General features: G+C 69.4%; 19 protein-coding genes. 10 read left to right on the forward strand and 9 right to left on the reverse strand.

Annotation, left to right across the window (positions count from 1 at the left end; translation table 11 throughout):
- Positions 1-389: 389 nt before the first annotated feature.
- The 9 genes from JJJ15_RS11520 to JJJ15_RS11555 form a co-directional block, all read right to left on the reverse strand.
- Entirely contained in the window at positions 390-1,607 is a 1,218-nt protein-coding gene (locus tag JJJ15_RS11520) for a hypothetical protein (protein WP_200510829.1), read from the reverse strand.
- Between the two features lie 58 nt (positions 1,608-1,665).
- Positions 1,666-2,751, reverse strand: coding sequence for a hypothetical protein (locus tag JJJ15_RS11525; RefSeq protein WP_200510830.1), 1,086 nt, complete (start codon positions 2,749-2,751; stop codon positions 1,666-1,668).
- Positions 2,748-3,599, reverse strand: a complete 852-nt coding sequence (locus tag JJJ15_RS13550) for a hypothetical protein (RefSeq protein ID WP_210338800.1) — start codon at positions 3,597-3,599, stop codon at positions 2,748-2,750. Before JJJ15_RS13550 ends, JJJ15_RS11525 begins: the two co-directional genes overlap by 4 nt.
- Positions 3,600-3,778: 179 nt before the next feature.
- Positions 3,779-4,432 (reverse strand): hypothetical protein, encoded by a 654-nt coding sequence (locus tag JJJ15_RS11535; RefSeq protein ID WP_200510831.1) that lies wholly within the window; start codon positions 4,430-4,432, stop codon positions 3,779-3,781.
- A gap of 81 nt (positions 4,433-4,513) precedes the next feature.
- Positions 4,514-6,718, reverse strand: coding sequence for a hypothetical protein (locus JJJ15_RS11540; protein ID WP_200510832.1), 2,205 nt, complete (start codon positions 6,716-6,718; stop codon positions 4,514-4,516).
- Positions 6,712-6,846 carry a hypothetical protein gene (locus JJJ15_RS13555; RefSeq protein WP_281433013.1) on the reverse strand — a complete coding sequence of 45 codons (135 nt, stop codon included), beginning with the start codon at positions 6,844-6,846 and terminating at the stop codon, positions 6,712-6,714. Before JJJ15_RS13555 ends, JJJ15_RS11540 begins: the two co-directional genes overlap by 7 nt.
- Before the next feature lie 397 nt (positions 6,847-7,243).
- Positions 7,244-9,430: a DUF6571 family protein gene (locus tag JJJ15_RS11545; protein ID WP_348641476.1), complete on the reverse strand. Its 2,187-nt coding sequence runs from the start codon at positions 9,428-9,430 to the stop codon at positions 7,244-7,246.
- Between the two features lie 50 nt (positions 9,431-9,480).
- The gene (locus JJJ15_RS11550) at positions 9,481-9,858 is read right to left on the reverse strand and encodes a hypothetical protein (protein ID WP_200510834.1); all 378 of its coding nucleotides are present in this window, start codon (positions 9,856-9,858) and stop codon (positions 9,481-9,483) included.
- Between the two features lie 90 nt (positions 9,859-9,948).
- Positions 9,949-10,182, reverse strand: coding sequence for a hypothetical protein (locus JJJ15_RS11555; protein WP_246742056.1), 234 nt, complete (start codon positions 10,180-10,182; stop codon positions 9,949-9,951).
- A gap of 411 nt (positions 10,183-10,593) precedes the next feature.
- Between JJJ15_RS11555 and JJJ15_RS11560 the strand changes: the two genes are divergently transcribed.
- The 10 genes from JJJ15_RS11560 to JJJ15_RS11605 are packed head-to-tail and all read left to right on the forward strand — an operon-like array spanning position 10,594 to position 19,439.
- A complete protein-coding gene (locus JJJ15_RS11560) occupies positions 10,594-11,283 on the forward strand; it encodes an SAF domain-containing protein (protein ID WP_200510835.1) in 690 nt (229 codons plus the stop codon).
- The gene (locus JJJ15_RS11565; RefSeq protein WP_106108773.1) at positions 11,283-12,053 is read left to right on the forward strand and encodes a hypothetical protein; all 771 of its coding nucleotides are present in this window, start codon (positions 11,283-11,285) and stop codon (positions 12,051-12,053) included. Before JJJ15_RS11560 ends, JJJ15_RS11565 begins: the two co-directional genes overlap by 1 nt.
- Positions 12,050-13,372 (forward strand): ATPase, T2SS/T4P/T4SS family, encoded by a 1,323-nt coding sequence (locus JJJ15_RS11570; RefSeq protein ID WP_200510836.1) that lies wholly within the window; start codon positions 12,050-12,052, stop codon positions 13,370-13,372. Before JJJ15_RS11565 ends, JJJ15_RS11570 begins: the two co-directional genes overlap by 4 nt.
- Positions 13,369-14,232: a type II secretion system F family protein gene (locus tag JJJ15_RS11575; RefSeq protein WP_200510837.1), complete on the forward strand. Its 864-nt coding sequence runs from the start codon at positions 13,369-13,371 to the stop codon at positions 14,230-14,232. The genes JJJ15_RS11570 and JJJ15_RS11575 overlap by 4 nt, the downstream gene beginning before the upstream one ends.
- Positions 14,229-15,152 (forward strand): type II secretion system F family protein, encoded by a 924-nt coding sequence (locus JJJ15_RS11580; RefSeq protein ID WP_200510838.1) that lies wholly within the window; start codon positions 14,229-14,231, stop codon positions 15,150-15,152. The genes JJJ15_RS11575 and JJJ15_RS11580 overlap by 4 nt, the downstream gene beginning before the upstream one ends.
- A gap of 42 nt (positions 15,153-15,194) precedes the next feature.
- Positions 15,195-15,413, forward strand: a complete 219-nt coding sequence (locus tag JJJ15_RS11585) for a hypothetical protein (protein WP_200510839.1) — start codon at positions 15,195-15,197, stop codon at positions 15,411-15,413.
- 21 nt (positions 15,414-15,434) lie between these two features.
- Positions 15,435-15,836, forward strand: coding sequence for a TadE/TadG family type IV pilus assembly protein (locus JJJ15_RS11590; protein ID WP_200510840.1), 402 nt, complete (start codon positions 15,435-15,437; stop codon positions 15,834-15,836).
- Complete coding sequence (locus tag JJJ15_RS11595) at positions 15,833-16,273, forward strand: TadE/TadG family type IV pilus assembly protein (protein WP_246742057.1); 441 nt, start codon at positions 15,833-15,835, stop codon at positions 16,271-16,273. The genes JJJ15_RS11590 and JJJ15_RS11595 overlap by 4 nt, the downstream gene beginning before the upstream one ends.
- Positions 16,270-16,737 (forward strand): pilus assembly protein TadG-related protein, encoded by a 468-nt coding sequence (locus JJJ15_RS11600; RefSeq protein WP_200510841.1) that lies wholly within the window; start codon positions 16,270-16,272, stop codon positions 16,735-16,737. The genes JJJ15_RS11595 and JJJ15_RS11600 overlap by 4 nt, the downstream gene beginning before the upstream one ends.
- Positions 16,734-19,439 (forward strand): hypothetical protein, encoded by a 2,706-nt coding sequence (locus JJJ15_RS11605; RefSeq protein ID WP_200510842.1) that lies wholly within the window; start codon positions 16,734-16,736, stop codon positions 19,437-19,439. Before JJJ15_RS11600 ends, JJJ15_RS11605 begins: the two co-directional genes overlap by 4 nt.
- The last annotated feature ends 5 nt before the right edge of the window (positions 19,440-19,444 follow it).

Below are 19,444 nucleotides of genomic sequence, written 5' to 3' on the forward strand. Positions count from 1 at the left end.
GGGCCGCGTAGTCTTTCCCCTCCAGAGCCTCAGTCAGTACGACAGCGTCCCCACGAGCAGCGTCGGCGCTATCAGCGTCCGTACTGGCAGCAGTAGCAGCACTGGTGGCAGCGCTCGGGCTGGTAGTGGGGGCTGGTGCTGTAGCCGTACCCGAAATGACCTGGGTGGTAGGTGCGTCCGGGAGTGGTAGGGCTGCTGCTCGTGGGATCGCGGTGCCGGGTGGGGTCAGGCAGGCCGACAGGACCAGGCACCCTGCCAGGGCCACGCCGCGGCGCACGAGGGCCCACCGGCTAGGACGACCAGCAGGTCTCACACGAATCAGCTCCTTTGCCCAAAGGGTGAAAACAATGGTCTACGTAGTCTTCAGTTCACGTGCCTGTCGTCTGGTATTACTCCTCGTACCAGCTCTTGTGTCGTTCCCGCCACCTGCGTAGTCGCTCCTTGCGGATCGGGCGCAGTCTCTCCCTGCGACGTTGGTGGGTGTGGGAGAAGTTGTAGACCAGGAGGGCGGTGGCAGTGGCCAGCACCGCCACCACCAGGGCGGCGTGCCTGATGGGCGCCTGGGGGTCAGTTGTGAGCACAGGGACCCAGGTCTCGAGGGCGCCGACGACGAATTTTTCGGCGAGCCAGTTGATGACACTAGGGAGGTCCTGCTCCGTCCAGATGTCGTTCAGCCAGCTGTTCAGGCCGACGGGGTCGGCCAGGGCTGCTTCCTGGTCCAGGTGCCACATCCCGTCGTTTCCCAGGGTGATCCAGTCATGGGCGGGTTGGCCGTTCTCCAGGGTGTAGGCGTCCTGGGGGATGAGGTTGGCGGCGTCCAGGATGACGGTGGTCTTCAGGCATAGCCTGTTAGCGATCTCGTTCCCGAGCTGCTCACGTGTCAGGGAGGAGCCGCTGGTCGTGGTGGCCTGGGCGGCCTGGGCGGGGGTGGCCGGGGGACGCCAGGGGGTTCCCGGGGCCGGGACGGGCTCCGGGCCCTGGTCCAGGGCGGCCAGCACCACCCCGGCGGCGGGGCTCGCCTCGTCCTTGTCCCCGCCCCTGCCCGTGACACAAGTATCGTAGACGTAGCTGTACAGGTGCGCACCTAGTCTTGTGATGCCCAGTGAAGACCGGTAAATCATTTGTAGGTAGTCTAACTCACTTGACTCAATGCTGACGGCTGTGCGTTGGAAGATGAATACGTTAGCGGCTCCGAACAGGATGGTCAGGGCGGTGTCGTCGGTCAGGACGTTCTGGAGCAGGGTAGTGAGCTCCTTGCCGTGGCGGTCCTGCCAGGATACTGGCAGGGGCTTGTCGAAACTCGCGTGACGGTTCTTGTACGCGGTACCGTTAGCTATGTCATCGATATCGCCTATGGAGTTGGCGAGCGTGACGGCGGTGGTGCGTCTGGCTGTGGGTGTCCAGGTGGTGGTGTCCACGCCTGCCAGGGTGACTACTGCTTGTTCGGTGAGCCAGGCGGCCTGGGCCTCGTAGGGGTTGGTCCGGGGTGCGGTGGGCTTGTAGCGCAGGGTGGAGGCCGAGGCCACGGCGGACGTGAGGGCCTCCAGGCAGGCGGTCCCTGACCTCTGGGTGCGGGCGGCCACCCATGTCCACAGGGATCCGTCCACCCAGGGGAACCGTTCCCGGTCCTTGTAGTTCTTCCCACTGGGTCCTAGGGTGCTGGGGTCAGCCCCCGGTAGGGGTGGGGCCAGGGTTCTGTGGCGCCCGGGGCGTCAGGACGCTGCCGTCAGCCCCCGGTAGGGGTGGGGCCAGGACGTCCAGGACCGTGGCGGGGGCGCGGGCTGTGGCGGTCAGGACCGCGGCCAGGGGGTCGTAGGAGGAGTAGCGGGCCCTGACCTCCTGGGGCGCGTCCTCGGGGAAGTTCGAGTACCCGTCGCCTGCCGTGGTGGTCAGGCGCGCGTACTCAACCCACCCGATCCGGGAGCCCCCGGCGGCCTCACTGGTCTCACCGGCCATTACCCCACGAACCAGGGACGCCAGGAACCTGGTGTCCAGCACCAGAGGATCCTGGCTGTTCTCACTGTCCGAGGCCTGGCCGTCACCAGCACCTGGGGTTTGGGTGCCGACGATGGCGGTGGTCAGGGGGTCCTGGTCGGCGGTGAGCAGGCGCCTGAAGCCCACCGGGAGCAGGAGGGTGTCGGGCTCGGCCAGGTCACCGGTGGTGGTGACCAGGGACGCCAGGTCCCGTCCCAGGGCCTCACGGTGCCCCTCGTCCCACAAGGGCGAGCTGGTAGCCGTGGCCAGCAGGGACGTCCACGTGGTGGTGCCAGTGGGTAGGTGTGCTGCGACTCGTAGCAGGGCCCGTGCTCCCAGGGCGTCGACCAGGGCAGTGGCGTATACGTCCCCACCAGCGTGCGGGGCCACACGCTCACTGACCGCCTGCGTCAGGGCCGTGTCGTCGCCCTCGTCCAGGGCCCTGGCCAGCACGACGGCGTCCCCACGGGCGGCATCGGCACCGGCAGCGTCCGCGTGGGCATTAGTCGCAGCACCCCCGCCGGTGGTAGTACCCGGGCTGGTGGTGTCTGTGCCGGTGGGGCTGGTAGTGGGGGCTGGTGCTGTAGCCGAAAGGACCTGGGTGGTGGGTGTGTCCGGGGGTGGTGTGGCTGCTGCTCGTGGGGTCCCGGTGGGTGGGGTCAGGCAGGCTGCCAGGGACAGGCACCCTACCGCCGTGCCCAGGGCACAGCGCACGAGGACCTGCCGGGTGGGGTTCCTGGTGCTCTGCTGGGGGTGGTTGGTGGGTGTGGTGGTCATGGTGTGGGTGCGGTGCCCAGGGCCTGTGCCTCGGCCACGGTCAGGGGGGTGGTCGTGGTGGTGGTGTGCGGGGGCAGGGTGCCGGTGCGTCCGGTGGTGGTGGTCCAGGTGGCCTGGTAGGTGGTGGAGACGGTCAGGGGGGTGGTGCCTCCCAGGTGGGCGCTGGAGCGGGTGAAGGTCAGGGAGCAGTCGGTGGTGGTGGCGTCGGGGGTCCAGGGGGTGCCGAACCCGGTGCACGAGACCACGGAGTCGGGGGCCTGGAGGCTCAGCCCGGTGGAGGTGGCGGTCAGGGTCACGGTGGTGGTGGCGGCGGTGGCGGTGACGGTCAGGGTGCGTGGTGTGGCGGTGGTGGCCCACACCCAGGTGTCCACGCCTACCACGGTGGCCCCGCTGCCGGTCAGGCGGGGGTTGTGGTCGGTGGCCGGTGGGGGGACGGTCACTGACTGCCAGGCCGCGGCCGCCAGGACCGAGGGGTCGATCTCGGGGGCGGGGGGCTCCTGGCCGGCGGGCACGAACACGGACGGGTGGGAGCTGAAGTAGTCCCTGGCCAGGGAGAGGTAGTCCGTGCCGTCCGGGGCGTACTGGGAGCTGCACATGGGGGAGTACCAGCGGCCCTCGGTGTCCTGGGCGTGGTCCTTGTACCCGGGGAGGTCGGTGGCCAGGGAGGACCTGTCCAGCATGGCGGCGTCCTTCCTGGCCCGGGGGGAGTCCAGGTAGGCGGCCATGTCCGCCCCGCTGAGCGAGGGCTCGTACCAGCACACCGGGTGCACCCACCCCGGCACCCCCGCCTGTACCGTCACCGGCCCCGAGGACGAGCCCCCGCCCCCCGCCACTCCCTCCACCAGCACCTCCACCGAGAACGTCGCCGACCCGTCCCCACCAGACGAAACCGAAGCAGACGCGGACGAGTTCTCTGAGGAACCATCGTGCTCGTCTTGTGCATTTGCAGGTGACGAGTGCAAGAAACTGGTAATCAGGGCTCCTGCGGCCAAAAATGCGACTAGGATACGTGACCGGTGTGAGATTCTCATATTGTGCACTCGTTCTTGCTCTTGGTTCGTTGTCCTGCGGCCTTCCATGTGCCGTCTGTGTAGACCATCTTGGTCACCATCTCTCGCATTCCCTGGAGGGTGTCCGGGTTGGTGATGTCGTTGCCGTCCGCGTCGTGCTCTGTCAGTCCGTTCTGGTCGGCACAAGTAGTGATCTCGGCGGTGAGGTTGGGGGGCTGTGAGGAGATGAAAACGTTGGTGACCGCTACCCGTACCGTCCCGGAGACCGCTGACCCTGGTTGGAGGGCCGCGTAGCTCTTCCTGATCCTGCTCAGCGAGGGCTCGGTGGCGACGGCGTCGGCCTTCTCCACGCCGGTGCCAGTGAACCAGATGTCCCAGGTGACCTGGTCGTAGGCCACGTACCCCTCCAGGGCGCTCCTCTGGGCGGCGTCCAGGCCGGGTGGGACGGAGACCACCACGTACCTGTCAGTGGACAGGCCCTGCGGGCTCAGGTCAGTAGGCGACGCCGACGCGCTGGACGTGGGCTCCTGCGTAACAGCCTGGGTGGTGGACGGGTCCAGGGGAGGCACCGTGGTAGACGACTCCGGGGACCCCGAACAGGCTGCTAGGACCAGGCACCCCACCAGCAGCACACCCCACCCACCCCGGACGACACGACCAACAGGAATCATACGAACCAGCTCCTTTGCTCAAGAGAGATAAAGTAATCGTCTACGTAGTTTTCAGTTCACGCGCCTACCTGGTGCTGCTCCTTAGTGCTGGTGTCGGTGTCGTTCCTGGCGTCTGCGTTGTCTTGCGCGTCGGTGCTGCCAGTGTCGTTGGGCGCGGCGCTGGTAGGTGTGGGAGTAGCCGTAGACCAGGCGGGCGGTGGCGGCGGTGAGCAGCAGCGCCAGGGCGGCCTGTCCGGGAGGGATCCCGGGGCCGTGGCGTGCCGGGGGGCGCCCCTGGGTGCTGACGCCCTGGTCGTAGCGTGTGCCGATGGAGTACCTGCCGGATGTCGTGGCGGCCATGACCGGGTGCGTCGTGGTCCAGGTGCGGAACCCGTCGGGGTCGTTGTCGGCCCTGTCGGGGTCCAGGTGCCAGTGGTCCTGGTCGTCCTGGTACATCCAGTCCGCGTTCCAGGGCCGCGGCGGCTGGTCGTCCGTCTCGTCCTCGAAGGGGTCGGGTGGCTCGAGGTAGGCCTCGTCAGGCAGGAGCCGCGTGCGGTCCATGACGAGCAGGAGCGTGTGGTACAGGTCGTAGGCGACGCTGTCCCCCAGGTCCTGGCTGGTCAGGGAGGGGCCACCGGTCACGGCCCGGGCGGCCCGGGCGGGGGCGGCCGGGGGCCGCCAGGGGGCGTGCGGGTCCAGGCCGTGGAGGTCCAGGCCCTGGACCAGGGCGGCAAGTGCCACCCCGGCCGCGGGGCTCTCCTCGTCCTCGCCCACGCCCCTGCCCGTGGCACACGCCGCGTACAGGTACCCCTCCAGGGTCGCCCCCCTCCCGGCGACGACCAGGAGCCAGGCGTGCGCCGCCTTCCAGGGGGTGTCCTCGGCCTGGGCCCAGGAGCCCGGCGCCCGGGCGGTGAGCGCGGCGGACAGCAGGTGACGGGCGGACAGGACCCCCACGGCCCGTGACAGGACGGCCAGGGCGGTGTCGTCGGTCAGGACCTCGCGCAGCAGGACGGTCACCTCGACGTCGTGGCGCCCGCTCCAGGCCACGGGCAGGGACCGGTAGAAGGGCTGGTAGCCCCTGGCGTAGACACCGCCGGTGGCCACGTCCCACAGGTCGCCCACGGAGTTGGCCAGCACGACGGCGGCGGCGCGCCGGGCCGGGGGCGTCCAGGCGGTGGCGTCCACCCCTGCCAGGGTGACTACTGCCTGCTCGGTGAGCCAGGCGGCCTGCTCCTCGTAGAGGTTGGTCCGGGGCGCGGTGGGCCGGTAGCGCAGGGTGGATGCCGACGCCACAGCCGCGGCCAGGGCCTCCAGGCAGGCGGGGCCCGCTTTCTGGGCGCGGGCGGCCACCCACGCCCACAGGGATCCGTCCACCCTGGTGGCCAGGACCCGCCTGACCGTGTCCCTCCTGCTGGGCCCCAGGGTCCTGGGATCCGGTCCCGACACGGGCGGCGCCAGGACGTCCAGGACCGTGGCAGGGGTGCGGGCTGCGGCGGTCAGGACCGCGGCCAGGGGGTCGTAGAGGAGGTAACGGGCCCTGACCTCCCGGGGCGCATCCTCGGGGAAGTTCGAGTACCCACCACCTGCCGTGGTGGTCAGACGCGCATACTCAACCCACCCCACCCGCAAACCCCCAGTCGTCGCACCGGTCTCACCGGCCATGACACCACGAACCAGGGACGCCAGGAACTTAGGCTCCAGGACCAGAGGATCCCGGGAACCCGACCGCCCTCTACCAGCACCCAGGCCCCGACCATCATCAGCACCCGGGCTCGCTGTGCTCCCGGCACCAGGAACCTGGTCGGGGCTGGTGGTCCCTGGGACCTGGCCAGGACCCGACTGCCCGCCCCCGGCACCAGGGGCCTGGGTGCCAGCAGCAGCTGCGGTCAGGGGGTCCTGGTCGGCGGTGAGCAGGCGCCTGAAGCCCAGCGGCAGCAGGAGCGTGTCGGGCTCGGTCAGGTCGCCGGTCACCGTGACCAGGGAGACCAGGTCCCGGGCCAGGGCCTCACGGTGCCCCTCGTCCCACAAGGGCGAGCTGGTGGCCGTGGCCAGCAGGGACGTCCACGTGCACGCTAACGGCACGCCCGGATCCGTACTACCGGTACCGCTCCCACCAGAGCCCGCCCGACCCGTGACACCACCGCCTCCCGCGGGCAGGTGCGCCGCCACCCGCACCAGGGCCCGTGCTCCCAGGGCGTCAACCAGGGCAGTCGCATAAGCACCCCCACCGGCGTGCGGGGCTACGCGCTCACCAACCGCCTGCGTCAGGGCCGTGTCGTCGCCCTCGTCCAGGGCCCTGGTCAGCACGACGGCGTCCCCACGGGCGGCGTCGGCAGCGTCAGCATCCGTACCAGCAGCAGGACCACCACCCAGGCCACCAGGCCGGTCACAGACCCCACCACCCAGGCCACCCGGAGCCGGGGAACCGGTAGCACCGCCCCTACCGTCCGCACCAGGGGCCGTCACCGGGTCCCCACCCAGGCCACCCGCACCAACGGCCCCGGTAGCCAGGGGCGTACCGGACCGGTCCGGCAACGGACCCAGACCACCCCCCTCCCCCGAACCCGCCAGCACCGCCGCCACGAACAGGACCACACACACCACCACACCCAGACCACGAAACACCACACCCCACCCAACACGACCAGCAGGTCTCACACGAATCAACTCCCCAATAGTTAGTCTGGATGCATGTTCCGCAGATTGAAAGTTTTGTGATTAGTGTTGAACTGTTGAAATTGCGACAACTGAAGCGCGACGTACTCGTGTTTGCTACGCGAAGTGAGTAGCGTCGTTAAATTATCTCTACTCCAACTTTCTGTTTGAGGACTCTCATGATTTCCCGTTTCCAGATGTAGAAGATCTGCAAAATTTGTCAGATTCTTCGCCAGACCCTTTATTCAGTCCACAGCCGAACTGATTGCTGATAACTGTGTCGTTGCTGCTTATGACACTCTGAAGAGTCGGGCTAGTTGTAAGCCATTGATTGAATCCTTCGCGGTCACTTCCTATTTTGCTTCTGTCTAGATGCCAGTGCCCTTCAGTGTCTTGGTACATCCAATCGACACTATAAGGTGATCTTAACTGCCCCTCTCCCTCATCCTCAGTTTGGTCACACGACTCAAGGTAGGCCTCCTCGGGAATGAGTCGAGCCTCGTCCATAGCTAGAATTGCTTCATCAAATAACTTTTCCTTGATCGTCGCCTGAAGGTCGGCTTGAGTGAGTCCTTCTTTCTCTTCGTTTCCTGTCATTGCGTCTTCTGCAATATCTTTTAGGTAGCCTTTAAGAATTGATGCGCCTACGCCGACCCAGGGAGGACCTCCTATTTTAATGAAAGACAAGCCTTTGTCCGCCGCCTCTAGCAGAATCGTAGCAGCATCATCCTTGTCGGACGCTCGTATTTTGCGCCCTTCGGCACAGGCGCCGTAGATGTAACCGTAGAGTCGAGCGTTCAGCGCTGCATTGGTTAAGGTCATGCCGTAATTCGACTCGAAAGTGTTGCTGGTCCTGTTGTAGGTGGTAGCGTAAGTTAGGCGTTCCGCAGAAAACCGTCCAGCTGCCTCAGATATAGTTCTTAGATATGTGTCGTCAGTCAACACGAATTGAAGGAGATTGGTTAGCTCTTCGTCGTGACGGGCGTTCCAACTTGCTGGTAGAGACTTGTCGAAAGCACTACGACCCTTTCCGTGATTTCCTTCATTAGCCGCGCTATCGATGTCGCCTATGGAATTGGCAAGTATAACTGTCATATTCTGCCTGGAAGTGGCATTCCAGTCTGAGGTGTTAATATCCTTGCCCAGCAGCATAACTGCGTGTTCGGTAAGCCAGGCTGCTCTCTCGTCGGTCGTGTCGTCGGAAGGCTTGCGCAAACCTGACGCCTTGGCGAGTACCGAGGTCAGGGGTTCCAAGTTAGCGGAACTCACTCCACGCCCGGACAGCCACTTCCATGTTGACTCGTCCATTTCAAGGGGATTGCCGGGTGCTGATGGCTTGCTAGGGGCCAGGAAGTCCAAAATGGCAGTGTCATCAGGCTGGCGTCCAAAGGCAGTCAGGAGCGCAGGTGCAGGATCCCACTTGTCGTCATTGATAATTGGGTTGTGCTCGCTATAAACACGCCATCCGACGCCTTTGGGATCCTTTGTTTCAGCATCCTTAATAGAGTTTCCCAAGGTGGCCAAAAACCTAGTATTTAGAACCGGTGGAGACTTCATCTCGGGGAGATTAACTTGTGCAGGATTGTTTTCAAGAAGCCAATCACCTCCGGTAAGCAGCAGGTCTACCCCCACTGGCAGCATAAAGCTATTGGGCCCGCTCGGGTCGTCGCTGACGTCAGTGACCAAGGAGGCCGTACTCCGAGCAAACTGGTTGCGATGCTCATCGCTCCACAAGTTCGAATCTACTGCTGTAGCAAACATGGAAGTCCACGTACGCAATACAGGGCCAGCAATCGCTGCATCATAGTCCGAATGGGATGACATATTAGGATACTCGACATTGTAGGGATACATGATCTGGGCTGCCACCAGCGCCACACCTCGTGCCCCCAGAGTGTCGGCCAGGATAGTGGCATAGATGTCGTCATCCTGGTGCACACTAACCTTGTCTTTCACAGCTTCGGAAATAGTCTCATAGTCTCCTTCGTCCAGAGCAGCCTGGATCGTAGCCGCGTCGGCTATCGCGTCGGTGATCGAGGTCGTTGCGGCCCTGACATTCTCAGTGGTATCGTCCTGCCCATCGGGTACGATATAGAAAGACCCGGCTGGGGCACCGGAGAAGGTGATTCCGCTGGACCCAGCAGTCACCGCAGCGTCCAAGCGTGTCTTAATCTCGCTGACCGTGGTCCGCAGCTCACCCACACTGGTCTCTGCCGTGGTCAGGGACGACAGGTCGGCAGGGTAACCCTGGGTTGCGTTCGAGGTACGCACAGACGACGCTGCCTGCTCGCACTTGCCTGCGAAGGAGGTTATCGTGTTCAGGGCTGACTGCAGCCCCGCCGGGTCAACCTTAACGAACGTCATGACATAACTCCTTAACTATAACCATTTCCTCAGCCCGCGGTCCTGGTCTTTTACTCGATACAGAACGCCCTACCTGACAGCCAGTGGATCCTCGCCCTGTTGTCGTCAGTCTCCTCGGGGAAGGTAGAGGGCTCAGCATCGTAGGCGGCCTGGATCTGGCTGCGGACTGTCTCGATCTGGGACAGGATGGTCGTGATGTGGGACGAGATGCTCTGAGCGTAGCTGTCACACAGGGGTGAGTCCCACTTGCTGCGGTCGTTGACCGGTGAGGACAGCTTTTCCGCTGGCCCGGGGATCTGGCCGTACCCCAGGCGGGTCAGCTCGTCCTGGGCTCGCCTGGCCACTACTCCCAGTGCGTCGCGGTACCTATTGGGGAGCTGCTTGTCGGTAACCGAACTGCTCTCGGAGGGCTGCTCCTCGTAGCTCACGAGACCACCTCGATTCTCTCTTAAAGGTTCTGCCGCCTGTCTCCCGGGGGCGCCACGTCACGGCGCCCCCGGGAGACAGGCTCGGGCCTCTCAGGCCAGGGGGGAGACCGCCGCCAGCTGGCGGGCGTCGGTGACTCCGTTAGCGGTGGCGATGTCGTTGTGGTTGTTGGCCACGTCCGTGGCCGCCGCCGCCAGGAGCTCCTCGAAGGCCACCAGCTTGGGACGGAACTCGTCCCAAGCCGCCCGGAAGTCCTTGGCGTTAGGGCTCTCCCACACCGCCGCCGCCAGGTCACGGTCCGTGTCCTTCTGGATCGTGTCCGCCAAGGTTACGTTGTTACTCAGCGTATCGTACAGGGTCGCAAGTGTGTCCAGGTCGGCCTGCAGGGACATGGCCCACCACTCTCCAATCGTCAGAGGACTCTAAGGACGGTCAACGAAGCAGTCAGCGCGTACCCCAGCTGGCACCGAGGAACGGGGCGAGGCCTTGGGATCTGCCGAGAGGCAGGATCCACCTTAGGTACGTGCAACTCATACCCCTTAGTGTATCTGAGACGCAGAACACTTGCCAGAGCTGAAACTGTTATCAATGTCACGTTTCAGCTTGCGAGGACCGTACAGAGCATAGCCATCGGCATCCTAGCTTGGTCCTCTCTGCTGTTGACACCGGGCCCGAGGGCATTATCCTACTGAGAGCCAATACCCTCACACCCTACCCCCGACCCGAGGCTGGCAACCATGACCCCCACCCCAGCAGCACGCCTCCGACGCCGTCCACCCGCAGAACCGACCCCGTCCCGCACCGGCGGGTCGCGGCTTCCCTCGGCCCCGCGCGAGCGCCGTCCGCTCCTGGCCGCCCTGGCCGTCCTCCTCATCGTGGGCGGGGCGCTGCTGGCTGGCTTCCTGGCCACCCGCATGGACAACCGCGTCCAGGTCCTCGCCGCGGCCAGCACCCTGAGGCCCGGGCACGTCATCACCGCCGACGACCTGGCTGCCACCCCCGTCTCCGCCGAGATCCGCACCCTGGTGCCCGCCAGCCAGATCGACCAGGTGATCGGCCGCACCGTGCGGGTCGAGGTCACCAAGGGCCAGCTCCTGGACACCTCCCAGCTCACCACCGGCCCCGTCCCCGGCCAGGGCGCCCAGGTGGTCGGCGCCACCCTCGAGGCCGGGCGCTTCCCCGCCAGCGGCCTCGGTCCCGGGGACGTGGTCGACCTCGTTGACACCAGCACCGGGGCCGTCCTGGCCCAGGACGTCCAGGTCCTTGACGCCGTGCCACGCTCTGACGGCGCCAAGGACTGGTCCTCCGGGGCGGTCGTCTCGCTCATCGTCCCCCAGGCCCGTGCCGCGAACCTCGCCACCCTGGGGGCCAGCGGGAACGTCGCCGTCATACTGACCGCCCGCAACCAGCCCATCGGTGACCACTGATGCTGGTCTCACTGGCCTCGGCCAAGGGCGCCCCCGGAGTCACCACCAGCGCGCACGTGCTCGCCGGGGTCTGGCCCCGCTCCGTCATCCTGGCCGAGCTCGACCCCGCCGGCTCCGACCTGCTCTACCGGGCCAGCGGGCAGGACGGGCGCCCGCTGGACCCTGAGCGGGGCCTGGTCTCCCTGGCCGCCGCCCAGCGCCGTGACCCCACGGCGGACCTGCACGACCACCTCAGCGTCATCGACGGCGGGCTCCAGGTGCTGGTGGGGCTGGCACGCCCCGAGCAGGCCTCGGCCATTGGCGCGGGGTGGGCCACCCTGGCGGCCGGCCTACGCAGGTACCCCGACGTCATCGCCGACGTGGGCCGCGTGGCTCCGGGCAGCCCCAGCCTCAGCGTCGTGCTCGCCTCCGACCTCACCCTCATCGTCACCCGCCCCGGGGTGGAGTACTACGGCCACCTGCGGGACCGCCTGGAGTGGCTCCGGGCCGAGACCGCCCACCGGGCCTCTCCCGTGCGCCTGGCCGTGCTCCTGGTGGCCCCCTGGAGGTCCCGCCACGAGGCCGACGACCTCAGTCAGCTCCTGCGCTCCAAGGGGATCGACGTCCCCGTGGCCGGGGTGCTGGCCACCGACCCCGGTGCCGCCGACACCCTGGCGGGACGCCGGCCCCGCCCCCTGGGGCGCACCCTCCTGGTCCGCTCCGCCCACGCCCTGGCCGACTCCCTGTCCCAGGTGGACGTCCCCCAGCCGTCTGAGGAGGTGCGCCCGTGAGCACCGACCAGGCCCTGGTGCGCGCCATGCGCGAGGAGGTCGCCGACCTCCTGGCCCAGCAGCGACGGGACGACGCCGCCTCCGGCCTGCCGCCCATGACCACCGAGGACGAGCGCCAGCTCGCCCGGGCCCTCATCGGCCGGGTCATGGAGCAGCACGCGCGCGGGGAGATCGCCGCCGGGCGCCCGCCCCTGACCGCCCAGGACGAGGAGGACATCTCCCAGGGCATCCACGCCGCCCTGTTCGGGGTGGGGCGCCTCCAGCCCCTCCTGGAGGACCCCGACGTCGAGAACATCGACATCAACGGCTACGACAACGTCTTCATCCAGTACGCCGACGGGCGCGAGGAGCGCGGCGCCCCCGTGGCCGACTCCGACGAGGAGCTCGTCGAGCTCGTCCAGGTCCTCGGCTCCTACTCCGGGCTCGCCTCCCGCCCCTTTGACTCCGCCAACCCCCAGCTCGACCTGCGCCTGCCCGACGGCTCGCGCCTGTCCGCCGTCATGGACGTGTGCTCCCGCCCCGCCGTCTCGGTGCGCCGGGCCCGCCTGGACCGGGTGGGGCTGGACGAGCTCGTGGTCCTGGGGACCCTCAGCCCGCGCCTGGCGGCCTTCTGCTCAGCGGCGGTACGGGCCCGCAAGAACATAATGATCGCCGGGGCCACCAACGCCGGCAAGACCACCTTCCTGCGGGCCCTGGCCAACGAGATCCCGCCCGGTGAGCGCCTCATCACGGTCGAGCGCGCCCTGGAGCTGGGGCTCGGCGAGTTCACCGACCTGCACCCCAACGTCGTCGCCTTCGAGGAGCGCCTGCCCAACTCCGAGGGCGTGGGCGCCATCTCCATGGCCGACCTGGTACGCCGCTCGCTGCGCATGAACCCCTCCCGCGTCATCGTCGGGGAGGTCCTGGGCGACGAGATCGTCACCATGCTCAACGCCATGAGCCAGGGCAACGACGGCTCCCTGTCCACCATCCACGCCAACTCCTCGGCCGAGGTGTTCAACCGGATCGCCACCTACGCCATCCAGTCCGCCGAGCACCTGCCCCAGGAGGCCACCCACCTCCTCATTGCCGGGGCCGTGGACTTCGTCATCTTCCTCACCCGGGAGAACCGGTTCAGCCAGGGAGGCGGCATGCGGCGCTACGTCGCCTCCGTGCGGGAGGTCAACGGCGTGGACGGACGGGTCCTGTCCAGCGAGGTGTTCGCCGACGACGGCAGCGGCACCGCCCAGCCCGCCGCGCCCCTGGCCTGCGCCGCCGAGCTCATGGAGACCGGCTACGACCCCGCCGCCTCCTACGCCTCCGTCAGGAGGCGGCTGTGAGCAGCGCGACGACGACCCTGGCCCTCCTGGCCGGGGCCATGGTCGGGGCGGGGATCTTCCTCCTGGTGGCGGCGGCCCTGGGGGTGGGCCTGGACGTCCCGGGCACCACGGGGCTCGGCTCCCGCCTGAGGACCCTGCCCCGCCGGATCCTGGCGGCAGCCGTCACCGCCGCCGCCCTGCTGGTGCTGACCAGGTGGGTCGTCCTGGCCGCCGCGGGCGGGTGCCTGGTGGTGGTCTGGCCCCTGTTCTTCGGGGGCGCGGCCCAGGAGCGTGAGGCGGCCGAGAGGATCGCCGCCCTGGCCACCTGGGCCGAGTCCCTGCGTGACACCATCGCCGGGGCCGTGGGCCTGGAGCAGGCCGTCCCGGCCACCGTCCACGCCGCCTCACCGGTCATCCGCGACCACCTGGCCCTCCTGGCGGACCGCATGCGGGTGCGGGTGCCGCTGCCCACGGCGCTGCGGCAGTTCGCCGACGACCTCGACGACCCCACCGCCGACCTCATTGTCTCCGCGCTCATTATGAACGCCAGGCTGCGCGGCCCCGGGCTGCGCTCCCTGCTGGGCAACCTGGCGGCCACCGCCCGCACCGAGCTGGACATGCGCCAGCGGGTCTCGGCCTCCCGCGCCGGCACCCGGCGCTCGGCACAGATCGTCATCGTCTTCTCGATCCTGATGATCATGGGGATGGCCCTGTTCAACCCCGGCTTCGTCTCCCCCTACGACAGCGCCCAGGGGCAGGTCGTCCTGCTGGTGGTCGTGGGCCTGTTCGCCGCCGGGATGATGTGGATGCGCCGACTGGCCGGTATCCGCCTGCCACGCCGGTTCCTGACCGTCACCGCACCAGAGGGCAGGTCCTCATGATCACCTGGATCCTCCTGGGGGGCGCGCTCAGCGGCTCCGGCGCCCTCATGCTCGTGCTCCTCCTGGCACCTCCCGCGGTGCAGCCCGCCGCCGCCCTGGCCGAGCTGGACACCCAGCGCGAGGAGCGTGAGCTGCGCCGTGACGTGGCCCGCCTCAACCCCGGGGGCGCGAACCTGCCGGCGTGGGCCGAGATCCTGGGCCTGCGCACCGCGGTGCTCCTGCGGCGCACCCGCCTGGACCTGGGCTCCCTGACCTCGGACCTGTCCGTGCTCAGGCGCTCCCTGGAGCACCACCTCGCCGTCTCCGTGCTGGCCGGGGTCGGCGGCTTCCTGGCCCCTCTCCTGGTCATAGCCGTTATGAGGCTCACCGGGGCGGTCCTGGACTGGTCGGTGCCGCTGCTGGGAGGCGTCGTCCTGGCCCTCCTGGCCGCCCTCACCCCCACCCTGCGCCTGCGCCGCCAGGCCGAGGAGGCCCGCCGGGACTTCCGGCACGTCGTCGGCTCCTACCTGGACCTGGTCTCCATGTCCCTGTCCGCGGGCCGGGGCGTGCCCGAGGCCCTCGACGCCGCCTCCAGCCTGTGCGACGACCCCGCCATGCTGCGCATCCGCGACGCCCTCGCCACCGCCCGCCTGCGCGGGCAGACCCCCTGGGCGGCGCTGGGCCACCTGGGCACCCAGCTGAGGATCGACGAGCTGCGGGACCTGGCCGCGGCCCTGTCCCTGGTGGCCGAGGACGGGGCCAAGATCCGCGAGTCCCTGGGGGCCCGCGCCTCCAGCATGCGGCGCAAGGACCTGGCCGACGCCGAGAGCAGGGCGGGGGAGAACTCCGAGTCCATGCTGGTGGCCCAGCTCCTGATCGCCATGGGCTTTATTGTCTTCCTTATCTACCCGGCACTGACGGGCATTGTCTCCAACCACTAGGAACTACTCATATTCTCCGACACGCTACCAAAGAAGGAAACCATGCTCCACCTCCTGTGCACACTCCAGACCCTTGCGGGAAACCTGCGCTCCCGCATCACCTCCCGCCTGTCCGAGGAACGAGGCGGCTCGACGGTCGAGTGGGTGCTCATCACCGGGTTCCTCATTGTCATCGCCGCCCTCGTGGGGCGCGTCATCTACTCCCTGGTCCAGGACGCCTCCTCCAACCTCAAGGTCCCCAGCCTTGAGAACGGCTCCTGACGGACAGACAGGCAGGTACCCGTGACCGGTCCAGGACGGCTGCTTGAGCGCTGCCGACGCGAGGAGGGGGCCTCCAGCGTCGAGCTCCTCGTCTTCTTCCCCCTGCTGCTCCTCATTATCCTCGTGACCGTCCAGGTCTCCCTGAGCTGGTACGGCAACGAGGTCGCCATCTCCACCGCCCGCGAGGTCGCCCGGGAGATCCGCGACGGCACGAACGTCAGCCAGGCGCAGCAGGGCGGCACCCGCTACGCACGCAGCACCGGCGGCAGCGCGCTGACCGACGTCGTCGTGAGCGTCTCCCTGGGCGGGGACCAGGTCACCGTCGAGGTCACCGGCAAGGCCATGGACATCGTGGCCGGGCTCGCCCCCCGGGTCCGCGCCACCGTCACCTCCCAGCTGGAGACCTTCCGGGAGGACCGGTGAGACGCGCGGCCCGGGCCGGAGGCGCCCACCTGCTGCGCCTCGCCCGCGAGGAGGAGGGCACCATGAGCGTGGAGATGGTCGTCCTGGTGCCCGTCCTCCTGCTGGTGGTGCTGGTCGCCGTGGCCGGGGCGCGGCTCGTGTCCACCCAGGCGACGGTCGACGCCGCCTCCCGGGACGCGGCCCGCGCGGCCTCCATGGCGCGCTCGGCCCCCGGCGCCGCGCAGGCCGCCCGGACCAGCCTGGAGCAGGCCGACACCGAGCGGGCCGACTGCTCGGCGGCCACCGACGTCAGCGGGTTCGGCCGCGGAGGGACCGTACGGGTCACCGTCACCTGCCGGGTCCACCTGGCCGACCTCGGCCTGGTCTTCCTGCCCGGGACCACCACCGTCACCTCGACCACCGTCTCGGTCGTGGACACCAGGAGAGGATCACGATGAGGCGTACCACCCCCGTCCCCACCACGGGCCGCCCCCGCCCGGCCCGCCTCAGCGAGCGGGGCTCGGTCTCGGTCTTCACCATTATCGTCGCCGGGGTCATGATGGCCCTGGCCGGGCTGTGCATGGAGGGCGGGCGCGTGCTCAACGAGCGCGCCACCCTCGCCGACACCGCCGAGCAGGCCGCCAGGGCCGGGGCGCAGGCCGTCTCGGAGCACAGGCTGCGCTCCGAGGGCGTGGTCGTCATCGACCCGGCGTCCGCCACCAGGGCGGTGGGCGCCTACCTCGGCGCGACCGGTCAGGACCGCAGCTGGCGGGTCCAGGTCACCGGCAGGACCGTGAGCGTGACCATGGAACGCGACCTGCCCACCACGACCCTGCACCTGGTCGGCGTGGACAGCATCCACGTCGAGGTCACCGGCCAGGCCCGCCTGGCCGTCGGAACCCGGCAGGAGGGTGACTCATGAACCGTGCCCAAGGCCTGACGACCCGCGGACCGGAACGCTTCCGCGCCCCACGCGAGCCCGAGCGGGCGCCCGCCTGGCGCTCGGTGGCCTCGGCCCTGGTCCTGGCCCTCCTCGTCCTGGGCGTGCCCGTCGGGCTGGGGGTGTGCGCCGGCGCGCCGCCCGTGCCCCACCACCTGGGCCTGGACCTGCTGGACGCCCCGCTGGGCCTGGGGGCCGTCCTGGGCCTGCTCCAGTGGGTCCTGTGGCTGGCCTGGCTCCAGCTCACGGTCTGTACGGTGGTGGAGACCGTCTCCGCGCTCCGGGGCCGGGACGTGCCCGCCCACGTCCCCCTTGCCGGCGGCATGCAGGAGCTGGTGCGCCGCCTGGTCGCCTCCGCCCTGCTCCTGGGCGCGCTAGGGGCCCCGCTCGCCGCCGCGGCCCCCGTGGACCCGGGCACGGGGGCCGGTTCCGGGACGGCCGCCGTCCAGGTCTCCGACGCCAGCAGCCCGGACGCCCCGGAGGCCTCCCGGGACGAACCCGGTACCGGCCAGGAGACGGGGCGCTCGGGCGCGGTCACGCAGGTGCGCTACATGCTCGGTGACACGGAGCTCGACCCGCAGGTCGGTGCCGAGCTGGTGGGGCGCCTGGTCTACGTGGTCCGGCCGCCTGAGGGCTACTACCACGACAACCTCTGGGACATCGCCCTGCGGTCCCTGGGGGACGGGCGCGCCTACCAGCAGATCTACGAGCTCAACGTGGGGCGGGTGCAGGCCGACGGACGCAGCCTGGAGCTGGCCCGGCTCATCCAGCCCTACTGGCTGCTCGTCATGCCCGAGGGCGCCCAGGGGGTGGAACGGGTCGTGGAGGTCCCGGTGACCGACCCCGAACCGGCCCCGCCGGCACCGGCGCCCCAGGAGCAGGACACCTCCCCGGACCAGGAGCAACAGGACCAGCCCGGCCAGGACGCCGTCCCCCGGGCCGAGAGCGTCCCCGGCGCCCAGGTCCCCGCCGTCGGCGCCCTGCTCGCCGCCTCCGTCCTGAGCCTGCTGGCCTACCAGCGCCGCCGGGCGGTAGGCGGGCGGCCCCAGGACGACGCCACCGAGCTGGAACGCAGGCTCCTTGTCAGCGCCGACCCCGAGCGCCTCGAGCGTCTCGACCGGATCCTGCGGGGCCTGGGCGCCCTGGAGCCCCGCCCGGCCCCCTACGCGGTGCTCATTGACGACGACGCCTGCCGGCTGCGCCTGGCCCGCCCCCTGGAAACCGCGCCGCAGCCCTGGGAGGTCCATGACGACGGCCTGACCTGGGTCCTGCCCGCCGGCAGGGAGCCGGAACCCGCTGACGCCCCGCCGCTCCTGCCCGGCCTGGCGCACCTGGGCCGGGACGACCAGGGCGCCGACGTCCTGGTGGACCTCGCCGCCGCCGACGGTGAGATCGCGGTCACCGGCGACCCGACCGCGGCGGCCGAGGTCGTGGCGGCCCTCGCCCTGGGGCTGTGCACCAGCCCCTGGTCCACCCGCTCCCTCGTGACGGGGGCCGGGCTCCCGGCCGCCCTGCGCCGTCTCGTGGGCGAGCGCCTGCACGACCCGGAGGACCTGGCCGACCTGGAGGACCAGGTGCTCCGCGACGGCGTCCTGACCGGGCAGGCCCCCGACGCGGCCCCGGCCTTCATGCTCGTCGTCGGCGCCCAGACCCTGCCGGCCCCGCCACCCGGACGTCAGGTGACCGTCATCCGGGCCGGGGCCCACCGGCACGCCCGCTGGCAGGTCGAGGTGGACTCGCTGGGGACCGCGCACATCGACCCGCTGGACGTGGCCCTGACCGCCAGCCGCGCCACCGAGGAGGACCTGCGCCACCTGGTGGACCTGCTGCCCCAGGCCGACACACCCCAGGGGCCCCGGCCCGCAGGCCGCAGGCGCCCACCCGTCCCCGACCCGCCCCGGCCGCCGCTGACCACCGCCGAGCTGCGTGCCGCCCCGGTACGCCTCCACATCCTGGGGCAGGTCCAGGTCGAGGGAGCCGGGACCACCGAGCCCGGGCGCCGCGACCTGCTGACCGAGGCGGCCCTGTGCGTGGCCCTCAACCCCGGGGGGATCCGCCCCCTGACCCTGGGGGCCATGCTCTGGCCCCTGGGCGTCACCAGCGACGTGGTGACCCAGACCGTGCGCAGGCTGAGGGCCTGGCTCGGCTACGACCCCGACGGCCTACCCCACCTGCGTGAGGACGACGACGGCCGCCTGCTCCTGGGGCCGGGGGCCGTCCTGGACTGGGACGTGCTGCGCTCCCTGCTGGAGGCCTCCCGCACCGCCGGGCCCGGGCGTGAGGCGGCCGTGCTCCTGGAGGCCCTGCGGCTGGTCCGCGGCCCGGTGGCCGCCGGTGTGCTCGCCCGGCGCTACAGCTGGCTCGCCCGGGTACGCACCGCCCGGCAGCTGGAGACCCTGGTGGTGGACGCGGCGCACCGCGTGGTGGAGCTCCTGGGCGGGACCGACCCCGCCGGCGCCGCCCAGGCGGTCGCCGTGGGGCTCCAGGTCGTGGACCTCAACCAGGTCCTGTGGCGCGACCGGCTGCGGCTGGCCGCCCAGGAGGGCACCGGGCCCCTGGCCGAGGCGGTCCAGGAGCTCCTGCAGGCGGCGGGGGCGCAGGACCTGGCCGCCGTCGACCCCGCTACCGCCGCGCTGGTGGAGGACCTGGCCCCGGGCCTGTCCTACCACCGGCACAGCGCCTAGGAGCG

Origin of the sequence: Actinomyces sp. HMT897 (assembly GCF_016626125.1) — a bacterium.
Lineage (GTDB): Bacteria > Actinomycetota > Actinomycetes > Actinomycetales > Actinomycetaceae > Actinomyces.